This window comes from Streptomyces sp. 11x1 (assembly GCF_032598905.1).
Lineage (GTDB): Bacteria > Actinomycetota > Actinomycetes > Streptomycetales > Streptomycetaceae > Streptomyces.
Window position 1 is genome coordinate 6,088,918 of the sequence record NZ_CP122458.1, and the last position, 12,218, is coordinate 6,101,135.

A 12,218-nucleotide genomic window follows, 5' to 3' on the forward strand; every position below is an offset into this window, starting at 1 on the left:
CTTCCCGTAGAACGTGACCGGCATGCCACGAGCTTGGAAGGCAAATGCCCGACACTGTCGTTTGACCGCCATGCCGACCTGACCTGTCGCAACGCCTTCCTTTCGCCCTTCGGTCGCTCGCCCAGCGTGTCTTCCATTTGTTTTCGGTGGTGTTGTAATTACGCCTCAATGCTCCTCTTCACGTTCTCCCGGGACCCAGGTTGAAGCTCTATTAATCTTCGGTTAACAATGCAGAGATAAGTGGGACATAAGGGCTCGGTAGATGTTTCGCTCCATGCCGTGAAGGTGAAGTCTCGGCTGCCGCTGAGAGGTGGAACGGGATGTGATTCATCGGATTTCTTCGAGTCCCGGCTCCATGAATGTCCAGTGGTGACTGTGAAGCCTTTGTGGTGGTGTCTGCCGATGCACTCATCTCTAATTGCGGGAAGGGCTAGAATGTTCATTCTCAATGCGCCACGCATGCGCTCGTCCAGAGGCTGGCGGCAACGCCGGCCCTGGACGACGCGTGCTGTGGCGGGTGCCGTGGCGCTCGCCTTGAGCGGGCTCGTCCTGGCCGTGACCGCTCCCGCGGCTTCCGCGGCGACGCACCCGGTCTCGATCAGGAATCTGCAGTACAACCCGGCCAGCATGAACGTAGCGGTCGGCGACTCCGTGACCTGGTCGAACGACGACAGCGTCATCCACAGCGTGACCGGGGGACCGCTGAACTCACCCGACCTCGATCCGGGGGAGAACTACTCCTTCACCTTCACGTCCGCTGGGACCTTCGACTACCGCTGCAAGTTCCACCCGGACATGACCGGCACCGTGGTCGTCGGCGGTTCGTCGTCGCCCTCGCCGACCCCGACCCCGACCTCCACCAGCACCTCCAGCCCGACACCGACGCCGCCTCCCACGGGCACCAGCTCCCCGGCGCCCTCGGGTGGTACGGGCGGTGACGGTGAGGGCGGTGGCCCGGTCGGCGTCGGGCCCCTGCCCGTCTCCTTCCACCTCACCGACAACCAGAACGCGTGGTTCGACACGAACACCAACCTGTTCGGCGGCCGCGCCCTTGCGGTGGCCGAGATGCCGCGCGTACCGATCAGCGGCACCACGTCCAGCCTCCCGGGGCTGAACCTTGACGGTCTCCCCCTGATAGGTGAGGCGACCGGCGACGGCGGCCTGCTCGGTGGCGACGCCCTCGGTGCGCTCAACGGCGACCTGCCCGGCCTCGACGAGTTCGACTTCGACGGCTCGGACGCACCGCTGATCGGCGACCTCGGGGTCGACCCGCTGAAGCTGCTGGGTCTGGACTCGACCAAGGACGCCATCAACAGGGTCCTGCCCGATGGCGACCCCCGCGCCGAGGAGGCGGCCACGCTGCTCGACCAGCTGTCCGACGAGATGGAGGACAAGCCGGCGAACGCGCCGACCACGCTGGACGACCTGCCGGTCGGCGCCGATCTGCTCCCGCTTCTGGAGGACATCCAGAAGTACGCCGAGACCAACGACCTCGAGCTCCCGGTGACGGCGAACTTCGACATCTCGGCTCCCGCCGCTGCCTCGGCGCACACCGTCACCGGCCTCATCTGGCCGGAGAAGGCGAAGGGCTTCCCCTTCGACCAGGGCGGCGCCTTCGTCGGCAAGACCAGCGTCCAGCTGACCGAGCCGGGCCTGTACGCCTTCGCGTGCAAGGTGCACCCGTTCATGCTCGGTGCGATCGTCGTCGACGACCCGCTCACCCCGGGTCTGGACTTCGGCGAGAAGCTGCGCGTCAACAGCCGCTCGCTGAACGTGCCGTCCAACGCCGACATCATCGCCGAGCTGGTGCAGAAGTTCTTCACCATCACGGTCCCGGCCAACTGGCAGCGGTACAGCGACACCGAGGCCACGCAGTGGAACCCGTCCTACCCGCCGGCGCCGATCCTGATGAACACCAGCGACGGCAAGCAGGAGCTCGTCCCCAGCCTGGACGCGTACCTGAAGAACAAGTTCAACACGCCGAAGACCCTCCCCGCCGCGAACCAGAAGCCCAGCGTCCCGGGCGTCGGTGAGGTCTGGGTGGACACTCAGTTCGAGAAGTTCGCGGGCAAGTCCAAGCCGGGTGCGGCCACCATGATCGACGCCTCCGACTGGACCGTCGAGCGCAAGGTCGCGCTGCCCCAGATCAACATGAACAACCCGCACAACATGTGGACGGACCGCGACGAAAAGTACATCTACCAAACCGAGTGGTTCAGCGACAAGCTGGACGTCTTCGACCGCAAGACCGGTGAGTTCATCCGGCAGATCAAGGTCGGCCCCGACCCGTCCCACGTCATGACCAGGACGGACACGGACCAGCTGCACGTCGCCCTCAACGGCGGCGGCGCGGTCATGGAGCTGGCACCGGGCGGCACCGGTATCGACCGGCGCATTCCCGTCCAGGCCGCAGGTGACAAGATCGCCCACCCGCACGCCCACTGGATGAGCGGCGACGCCAAGCACATGGTCACGCCGAACGTGAACACCTACGACTCGACCATCGTGGACATTCCGACCGGCGGCATCCGCAAGGAGAGGACCGGCGAACTGCCGATCGCGACCGGCATGACGCCGGACGGCGCCAAGGCGTACGAGGCCAACTTCTTCGGTGGCTCCGTCTCGTGCATCTCCATCAAGGAGGACGCGTGCGTCGACGGCGGCACGAAGACCCACTACAAGGAGATCGACCTGTGGGGCGACTACGACCCGGTCAAGGGCGCCACGGGTGACTTCGGTGGTCTGCCGATCCAGCTGCCGGTGACCCCGGACGGCAGTGCGCTCCTGGTGGCGAACACCCTGACGTCGAACATCACGGTGATCGACCCGAAGACGGACAAGATCGTGAAGTACCTCCCCTGTGACGCCGGGTGCCACGGCATCAACTTCGGCGCCAAGAAGGGCGGAGGCTACTACGGCTACGTCTCGAGCAAGTTCTCGAACGCCATGTCCGTCGTCGACGTCGACCCGAACGGCGACGGCGACATCTCGGACGCCAAGGTCGTCGGCCGGATGCTCCTGACCGGTGACGACAACACCAAGATGGACGACAAGATCACCGGCTACGCCGGCATGGGCGGGCAGGGTGTCCTCGCGGTCCCGCTGGTCTACAACGGCTGGGCTCAGCGCGTGCCCAGCAACGCGGTCAACGACCAGTTGACCTGCCGTCAGCGCAACCCGATCGACTACGAGAGCAAGTGCTCGTAGCGATGCGTCACGGCCGGGGGGCCGCTCGCGGGCGGCCCCCCGGTTCTCCTCAGAGCCCTCATGAGCGCATGAGAAGGACACACTTCCATGGAATCTCCCGACCCCGCGTACCCTCCACCGGCCGGACCCCGCCGCACGTTCCGCCTCTCCCGCGTCCTGGCATCGAGCACCGCGTTCTTCGCCGTCATCGGCCTGACCTCCTTCGTCCCCGCCCTCATGAAGCAGTTGGCTCCCGACAGTCCGCAACGGCCCAACCCCTCCGCGGTCGGGGCGCCCGGCGAGGCCAAGGATCTCGGGGACGGCACCCGACTGGCGCCCTACGAGGTCGTCGACGGGGTCAAGGTCTTCAAGCTCCACGCGGCGCCCGTCTCCTGGGAGACCGCGCCGGGCAAGGTCCGCCAGGCCTACGCCTTCAACGGCATCGTCCCCGGCCCGGTGATCCGCGTGAACGAGGGCGACCCGGTCCGCATCGTCGTCGAGAACGATCTGCCCGAGCCGACAGCCGTGCACTGGCACGGCATGGACCTGCCCAACAGCCAGGACGGCGTACCCGGCCTCACGCAGCCCGAGATCGAGCCCGGCGAGAGCTATACCTACGAGTGGAAGGCGATCAGCCCGGGAACCCACTGGTACCACTCGCACATGCACGGCGAGCAGGAAGGCAAGGGGCTCTACGGATCCCTTGAGGTCGTGCCGAGGACCGGCGACATCCGGGCCGACCGTGACTACCGCATCATGATCGGCGACGGCGCGCTGGGCTTCGTGTTCAACGGCAAGAGCTTCCCGGCGACCGAGGGCCTCAGCGCCCGGGTGGGCGAGAAGGTCCGTATCCGTCTGATCGGCACCGGCCCGGAGATGATCCACCCGATCCACCTGCACAGCGGCCACTTCACGGTGGTGGCGCAGGACGGCCGGCCGCTGCCCGTCCCGCAGGAGATGGACACGCTGAACGTGGGCGTGGGACAGACCTACGACATCGTCTGGACACCCACCACGACGGGCAAGTGGATGATCCACTGCCACATCTTCTCGCACTCGGAGACCCACGAGGGCATGGCGGGACTCGTCTCCGTCTTCCAGGTCGACCCGGCGGTCGTCTCCGTACCGGACCTGCCCCTCATCAACTGAGCACAGCGGCCCACCGTCTCCCCGTCCCCGTCCCCTGCTGAAAGGTACCGATCCCCATGATTTCCCGCGCTCCAGGGCATCCGTCCAGCCGCTGCCGCCGCCTGTCGGTCGCGGCCGTCGCCGGAGCCGCCGCCGTCGTCCTCCTCGCCGCGCCCGGTGCCTTCGCCCACGTCACCGTCAACCCGAGGACGGCCGAGCCCGGTGGCTTCATCAAGGCCGACTTCCGGGTGCCGAACGAGCGGGACGCCGACTCCACCGTGCGGGTGGAGATAGCCTTCCCGGCCGAGCACCCCCTGCGGCATGTGTCGGTCCAGCCCGTTCCCGGCTGGAAGGTAACGGTGAAGAAGGAGCGGCTGAAGCAGCCGATCGTGGACGGTGACCACGAGATCACCGAGGCGGTCACGTCCGTCCTGTGGGAGGGCGGCACGATCCGCCCAGGGGAGTTCCAGGAATTCCCCGTGTCCCTGGGGCCCCTTCCCGAGGACGCCCCCGAGCTGGTCTTCAAGGCGGTGCAGACCTACTCGGGCGGCGAGGTGGTGCGCTGGATCGACGTCCCGGAGAAGGGCGAGGCCGAGCCCGAGCACCCCGCACCGGTCCTCGCACTGAAGAGCACCGCACCGGTCACGGCGGCGGCACCGGCCGCGGCCAGGACCTCGTACGAGGCGGAGGCGCCCGCCACCGACATGGTGTCGCGGCTGCTCGGCGGCAGCGGGCTGGCCGTCGGCCTCGCCGCCCTCGGCTGGGCGGCGGCCGGGCGGCGGGCCACCGCGACGCGGTCCGCCCAGGCGGCGAGGCAGGAAGAGATCACGGCCTGAGAGAGCCGGGGGCGCCGACAGCCCCGTCCCCCAGGCCGTCGGCGCCTCCCCTGCCGCCTCCGACGAGAGAGATCACGATGCACCGAACAACGCTCCACCCGTCCGTGTACGCATGCGTCGCACTCCTGCTGGCAGCGCTGGCCGTGGTCGCCGGCTCCACCCCGGCCCGAGCCCACGCCTCCGTGGTGTCGACGGCGCCGGCCGACCGGCAGGTGCTCGGCACGCCTCCACCACGGGTGTCCCTGTCGTTCACCGAACCCGTGAGCCTCGGCCTGACCCGCGTCGACGTGATCGCGCCGGACGGCGACACGATCGCGACGGGCCGGCCGGAGCATCCCGCGGGCAGGGCCGAGGAGGTCGCCGTCAGCTTGCGGACCCTGTCGGCCAAGGGCACCTACACCATCATCTGGCACACGGTTTCCGCCGACTCCCACCCCGTGCGGGGCACGTTCTCCTTCAGCGTCGGCCGGCCCACGGCCGGGAGCTCGCCCGTGTCCGTCGGCCCGTCCGCGGGCGCGGAACACGGCTCGGTGACCGCGGCCGTCGCCCTGCACGTCGCGGCGCGATGGGTCTCTTTCGTGGGCTTCGCCGTTCTTGTGGGGACCGCCTTCTTCGTCGCGGCCTGCTGGCCCGCCGGGATCCGGCGGCGCCCTGTCCACGTGCTTGTGTGGACCGGCTGGTCCGCCCTCATGACGGCGACGGTGCTCTCCCTGCTCGTCTACGGGCCGTACGCGGCGGGCACCTCCCTGTTCTCCGCCCTGGACGGGCGCCTCATCGCCGCGACGCTGGGCAGCCGCATGGGCCTGATGCTCGCGCTGCGTGCCGTGCTCCTCGCTCTCGTCGCGGCAGGACTGGTCCTCGCCCGCCGACGAGCGACCGTCGGCAGTCCGGTCCCGGGCGACCGGGCGGAGTACGCACTCGGGGCGGGGTACTCGTCCGGACCCGGATGCCGGGGCCGGACGCGCAACACCGTCGCCGTGCTCGGCGTCGGCTGCGCGCTCGCCCTGACATGGAGCCTCGCGGGCCACGGCGCAGCGGGCTCACTGGCCGCGCTCGCCGTGCCGGCCGACACGGTCCATCTCGTCGCCATGGCTGTCTGGACGGGCGGGCTCGTCGCCCTGGGCACGGTGCTGCTGCGGTCGCGGGACGCCCCCGACGCCCCGGTTCTTGAGCCCGCCGTCACCCGGTTCTCGCGCGTCGCGGGGGCATGCGTCGTCCTGCTCCTGGCCACGGGACTCTTCCAGGCCTGGCGGCAGCTGGGCGGTGTGCCGGCACTGCCGGGCACGCTGTACGGACGTGTCCTGCTCGGCAAGTCGTGCCTGGTCGCGGTGCTGGTCGGGCTGGGCGCCGGGGCCCGTGCGTGGGTGCGGCGCCACTACGGCCAGGCGCCGTTGGTGGTCCAGGGCCGGCGCAGGCCGACCCGGCCGGGGCCGGACGGCGGCCAGGTCCGGCGCTTCGGGAGGCTGGTGATGGCGGAGACACTGATCGCCGCCGTCCTGCTCGCGGTCTCGACCGTCCTGGCGAACACCGATCCGGCGACCGCGGACGGCGGGACCTCGGCGGACCGGCAGGGTCGGCGGCCCGCAGTGGGAGCGGCGTCCGCCGGACCCCGGACCGCCGTGCCGTTCAGCAGGGCGGCCGCCTTCGACAGCGGAGGGCGGGGCGGAAAGGGTGTCGTCGCCGTGGTGGTCAGCCCCGCGGCGAGAGGGGTGAACGAAGTCCACGTCGCGGTTCTCGACACCCGGGGACAGCCACGGGACGTGCCCGAGGTACGGGCGGAGTTCAGCCTGCGCAAGCCCTCGGTGGGGCCGATCCGCGTTCCCCTGACGTACGCGGGCCCCGGTCACCACATCTCGAGCGCCTTCTCGCTGCCCCTGCGAGGGCGGTGGCAACTGGCGCTGACCGTACGCACGTCCGACATCGACCAGGACGTCGTACGCATTCCGGTTGTTGTCCGCTGAAGGGTCGCCGCGGCGGTGGCCCGGACGAAGGAGGATCGCGACAACGTGTCGAACACACGCGACGCTCGCAAACTGTCGGTTGACGGACTTGAGGATCTGCGGCGGTGTGCCGTCGCGGCCGTGGAGTCGGGTGTGCCGCGCACGGAGGTCGCGCGGCTGTACGGAGTCTCCCGGCAGACCGTGGGGGCCTGGGTCCGGGCCTACCGGCTGGAGGGCTCCGACGCGCTGCGCCCGCGCAGACGCGGCCGACGACCGGGCGACCAGCTGGCGCTCTCGTCCGCCCGGCAGTTCTGGATGCTCCGGACCATGACGACGACGACGCCCGACAAGGTGGGACTACGGGACGTGCTGTGGACCTGGCAGTCCCTCGCGGCGCTGGCCCACCGGGAGTTCGGCGTCGTCCTGGGCACCACGACCATCCGCAACTACCTGACCCGGTGGGGATTCTGTCCGGACACAGCGCAGCCGACCCGGATGCTCCCCCCTCGCGCCGCCCTGGCGCACGGGTTGCGCGCGACGACGGGCGCCGGGACGGCCGAGGCGCAGAGGAGACCGGTGACAGAGACGCTGTGGACCGACCATGCCCGCGTGCGCTGGTGCGTCTGCGGCCCCCCGGCGGACCCCGATTCACGCATGTCCCTGCACTCCGACGTCCTCTTCGCGGTCACGAGCCGCAGAGCCGTGCTCTTCACGCCGGCCCGGGACCCGTACGACGGCGAGGAGATACGGGAGTTCTACGCCCGCCTGCTCAGCCGGCACCGCGGCCCGGTCGTCCTCGTGCCCGGCTGGGAACCCACCCGCCGGACGGAGCTGCTGGACCTGTGGCTCGCCACGCACACCGAGAGGACGCCCGTCGCACTGTGACGGGAGACGCCGCAGCTCTGGGCAGTGCTTGGACGGCTGCCGCGTTGCCGGCCGCCGACCGACGTCCCATCACTGACCGCACCGCACCACCCCGGTCCTGCCGCTCGGATCGTGCAGTCCCGTAACCGTGACGCGATCAACGCCGCCCAGTGTGCGGGACGCGCCGATCGGGCCGATGCGGGTGGCCTGGACCTGACCGACCACTGAAATCGGAGGTTGACAACCGGTGAGACTCAGGAGCGAACAGGTATCCACGTGCAGTTGTCGTAGTGTCACGCGGCCCGATGCGCCGGGGAGCGCGGACGGCTCCGCCCGATCGTCGACGGGAGGGGTTCTCGCAACGGCGGCGCGCTTCGGCAGGCGGCTGCGCAAGGGGACGGCGACCGCCGCCCTGACGGCGGCCGCGGTCGCGGCCCTGACCGCGTCCCAGGCCCCCGGCCTGACCGACAGCGGTCGGCAGCGCACGGACACTCCCGCGGCCGACACCGACACCGACACCGACACCGACGTGACCGGCGACTCCCCTTACTACACCGATCTGCCGCCCCTCGACAGCCCCGCCCAGATGCCCAGCACGGGCGACGATGACGGTGACGCCAACACCGGTGAGCCCGAAGCCGGCATACCTGTCACCGTCCTGCACGCGTACCAGAAGGCACAAGCCGCCCTCGCCGAGTCCAAGCCCGGCTGCGACCTCACCTGGCAACTGCTCGCGGCCATCGGCAAGGTGGAGTCCGGGCAGGCCCGCGGCGGACGCGTGGACGCGAACGGCACCACGCTGTCGCCCATCCTCGGGCCCGTCCTCAACGGCAACGGCTTTGCGAAGATCACCGACACCGACGGCGGCGCGTACGACGGCGACACGGTGCACGACCGCGCCGTAGGCCCTATGCAGTTCATCCCCTCGACCTGGGCGAGCTGGGGATCTGACGGCAACGGCGACGGCAAGAAGGACCCCAACAACATCTACGACGCGGCGCTCGCCGCCGGCCGCTACCTGTGCGCGGGTGACCGCGACCTGTCGGTCACCCCGCAGTTGCACGCGGCGATCCTCAGCTACAACCACTCGCAGGCCTACCTGAACACGGTCCTGAAGTGGCTCGAGTACTACCGCAAGGGCACCTACGCGGTCCCGGACGGCACGGGTGTCCTGCCGACCGGCCGCAGCGACGACAGCGACGGGCCGAACCCCAGCCCGTCACCGAGTACGCCCGGTACGTCCGAGCCGAGTACACCGAACCCGGGCACCACGAACCCGCGCACCACGAAGCCGGGCAACACGCAGCCGGACGGCGGCGGTTCGGCGAGCCCCGGCCCGAACGATCCCGGCACCGAACCCGGCTCGCCCGCGCCCAGCCCCGCGCCCACCCGCCCGGTGGCGCGCCTGGAAATCGCGGACACCGGGGAGCTGACCGCGACGACGGGCGACGCGTTCGGTGAGGGGGTGGCCGTGCGAGCCGAGACGCCGTCGGACACGGGCGTGCCGAAGGTCACGGTGCGGCTCCCGATCGTCGGCAACACGGACACGGCCCTCACTGGCGGCGAGAGCGTCCGGCAGTAGGCGCACCGAGGCTGCGACCTGGGTGCTGCCGGTCGAGCACCTGGTCGAGGTCCTGGCGTGGGCCGCGCGGTTGCCCGCCGTCACGCGGGCTGGTGTGTCAAGCGCTCTACGCGGAGCCGAAGCCGCTTGGCGGAGACACCCGTAGGAAGAGTTGATGTCCCTGCAGCCGCGAGCGTCGGGGGTATCAGCGCCGGCTCAACACTGCTGGCTGGGCCGTGCTGTGGTCGGAAGGGGGCAACCACGGGGCGGTCAGCGCGCGCACCAGACCCTCGACGGACGTGAGGCCGGGCTGCCGTTTCCGCACAGCCCGTGAGCAGCGGGTATGCGCGGAACACGGAAGCAGGAGCGCCCCGTGCATACCGTCGCAGTCGGTGCTGCTCTTCGCGGGCGGCTGCGGCGGGGGCGCAGTCCGGCTCGTACCGCGCCCCCGCGACCTCCGAGAGCACCGCCCCCGAAGCGGAGCCCGAGCCTGACGACGCCGAAGAGCCCGGCTGGAGTCCGTGCCGGATGGCGCTGATCCGTTGGGAGAAATATCGGGGTCTGGAGGCCCGTCCGCTCACGCAAACGGCCCCGGACGACGAGTCCGAGGCCGAATAGAACGCCTCCCTGGGGAGGAAACCACAGGTCAGCGGCGTAACGCGCTGTGCCCCCGGCAGGATTCGAACCTGCGACACCCGCTTTAGGAGCGAGGTTGGGGGAGTGCGGGCGTGAACTGCGGGTTCCTGGCTTGGGTCAGTAGGACCGTACGGCCTGCTCCGCGCCCCAGGTTCCCCGTGAGTCCCCGTCCGTTCTGGCACGGCAGCGGCACGGGCCTACGCGTTCCGGCTGTCCATCTTCTTACCCCGGTGGAAGTGGAGGGCTCCAGCGATCCAGCTTATGAGCAACATGACAAAAGCGACCTCAAGCATCGGGGCCCAGTGGTCCCCGTCCGTGATCAACTCTGCGAGATATATCCCTGCGTCAATGCTTGCGATCACGAAGAAAAGGGCTGCGACGGTGCCAAGTGTTCCGCGCGCCTTGCCGCTTCTTGCTCCCACCTGGGTACTTTTCATGCCGATCATGATGAGTGAGGCCAGGCTGCATGGCTAGTACTCGCCCACGCGGTCGGTGGAGCGATTTTGGCCGGGAGCTGCTTTGGCGCGAGTGATCATGGCCCCGTAAGCTTCCGGCGCGTCGGGCAGTCTGTGGACCTGCCCGGTAAAGCACGACGTTGGGGTCATGATCTTCGAGGCTCGCGCCAAAGTGGCTGGCTGAAGTCGCGGAGCCGACCGCCCCAGCCACGACGCGTTCTGACCTCATGCCCGTGTGCCTGCCTCTTGGGCGGGAGCGGGCGGCCGGCGGTGCCGAGCGGGGCGGAGACATGAGCGCGGGCGCCGCCGGCCGCCCGCTCCCGCCCGGAGGTTTTGTTCAGCGGCGTCCGGCGGTGAGCCGGCCGTCGAAGGTGATGTCGAAGGCTTGGAGTGCGGCCTTCGTGCTCGCCATCGCCATGGGCCTGCGCCGGGGAGAGATCATCGGCCTCCGCTGGTCTGACCTCGACCTCGAAAGTCGCGTCCTCTACGTCCGCCAGCAGACCCAGCGTCGCCGTGGTGTCCTGTACGACGACGACCCCAAGAGCCGCCGTCGACGCGTCGTACCGCTGCCCGCGCTCTGCATCGCCCCGCTGCGCTGGCACCGCATGCTCCAGTCCGCTGCACGCGCCAAGGCGGGGGAGCAGTGGCAGGAGTCGGGGTACGTCTTCACCACCCGTACCGGTCGCCAGGTCGAGCCCCGGAACGTCTACCGCTCCTTCACCCGCGTCGCCGAGTCCGCCGGCCTTCGCGTCATCCGACTCCACGACGCCCGACACGGCACCGCCACCCTCCTCACGGCTGCCGGAGTCGCACCCCGCGTCGTGATGGAGATCCTCGGGCACAGTCAGATCAGCATCACCATGGACGTGTACACGCACGTCGTGCAGGACACCCAGCGCGAGGCCATCAGCCACATGGATCGGCTGCTCAAGCGGCGGCCGGTTGTGAGTGACCGTCCTCGTTGATGTCAGAAGTGGATGTCAAAGGCCCCGGACCATGATCGGTCCGGGGCCTTTGGGCTGGTGCCCCCGGCAGGATTCGAACCTGCGACACCCGCTTTAGGAGAGCGGTGCTCTATCCCCTGAGCTACGAAGGCGGGGATCTGTCGGAAAACGTGTCTGAGATTCGCCCGAAGCTGGACGAATTTCGTTCACTTGGACCCCGACAGGTCTGCGGCGGCGCGACCTGCGACAGCTGCGCCACCGCCGTCAGTGTAGCGGGTGGCCCGGTGGTGGCAGGAGGCTCTTGGTCGGCAAGGTTGTCTGTGCTGGTCGGGCGGGAGGGTGAGTGAGCGGAGCTCAGTCGCGACGACTCCTTCGGGGTGTCCCGGCTGATTCCCGGGCGGTCGTCCAGGCATAGCCGGTATGGATGAGGAGGGCCGCCTTCGCGCCATATGCGGGGACTCGTTCGTGTGGGTATACCTGGTCGAATCTCGCCGACCATGCCCGCCTGGCGAAGGCCGCCGCGCAGCCCACAGTGGGATTGGCCAGTGCCGGAGTCCCCGATGAGCGGTCGTCGATGGGCTGATCGGAGGGGGCGCCGCCGCTCCGTGCCCAACCGGCGATCTTCATACTGGATACGGTGTTGCTGTTATGGTGCCGGCCGAGGAGGT

The 12,218-nt window shown here is 69.6% G+C and carries 7 protein-coding genes, 1 tRNA gene and 1 pseudogene; 7 read left to right on the plus strand and 2 right to left on the minus strand.

Going from position 1 to position 12,218, the window contains the following annotated elements; genetic code table 11:
* The first annotated feature begins 459 nt into the window (after window positions 1-459).
* The 6 genes from P8T65_RS26865 to P8T65_RS26890 all read left to right on the plus strand — a co-directional run bounded on the left by P8T65_RS26865 (window position 460) and on the right by P8T65_RS26890 (window position 9,536).
* Window positions 460-3,207, plus strand: a complete 2,748-nt coding sequence (locus tag P8T65_RS26865) for a cupredoxin domain-containing protein (RefSeq protein WP_316727794.1) — start codon at window positions 460-462, stop codon at window positions 3,205-3,207.
* A gap of 87 nt (window positions 3,208-3,294) precedes the next feature.
* Complete coding sequence (locus P8T65_RS26870) at window positions 3,295-4,335, plus strand: multicopper oxidase domain-containing protein (RefSeq protein WP_316727795.1); 1,041 nt, start codon at window positions 3,295-3,297, stop codon at window positions 4,333-4,335.
* A 56-nt stretch (window positions 4,336-4,391) separates the two neighbouring features.
* Window positions 4,392-5,150, plus strand: coding sequence for a YcnI family protein (locus P8T65_RS26875; protein ID WP_316727796.1), 759 nt, complete (start codon window positions 4,392-4,394; stop codon window positions 5,148-5,150).
* Between the two features lie 77 nt (window positions 5,151-5,227).
* Window positions 5,228-7,111 (plus strand): copper resistance protein CopC, encoded by a 1,884-nt coding sequence (locus P8T65_RS26880; protein ID WP_316727797.1) that lies wholly within the window; start codon window positions 5,228-5,230, stop codon window positions 7,109-7,111.
* A 45-nt stretch (window positions 7,112-7,156) separates the two neighbouring features.
* Window positions 7,157-7,975, plus strand: a complete 819-nt coding sequence (locus tag P8T65_RS26885; RefSeq protein WP_399100348.1) for a helix-turn-helix domain-containing protein — start codon at window positions 7,157-7,159, stop codon at window positions 7,973-7,975.
* Between the two features lie 226 nt (window positions 7,976-8,201).
* Complete coding sequence (locus tag P8T65_RS26890; RefSeq protein WP_316727798.1) at window positions 8,202-9,536, plus strand: lytic transglycosylase domain-containing protein; 1,335 nt, start codon at window positions 8,202-8,204, stop codon at window positions 9,534-9,536.
* 812 nt (window positions 9,537-10,348) lie between these two features.
* Here P8T65_RS26890 and P8T65_RS26895 read toward each other — a convergent pair.
* Entirely contained in the window at window positions 10,349-10,588 is a 240-nt protein-coding gene (locus P8T65_RS26895; RefSeq protein ID WP_316727799.1) for a hypothetical protein, read from the minus strand.
* A 410-nt stretch (window positions 10,589-10,998) separates the two neighbouring features.
* Here P8T65_RS26895 and P8T65_RS26900 point away from each other — a divergent pair.
* Window positions 10,999-11,571, plus strand: a pseudogene (locus tag P8T65_RS26900) (tyrosine-type recombinase/integrase); the annotation flags it as partial.
* A gap of 55 nt (window positions 11,572-11,626) precedes the next feature.
* On the opposite strand, the gene P8T65_RS26905 reads toward P8T65_RS26900, so the two are convergent.
* A tRNA-Arg gene (locus P8T65_RS26905) sits at window positions 11,627-11,702 on the minus strand.
* Window positions 11,703-12,218 lie beyond the last annotated feature (516 nt).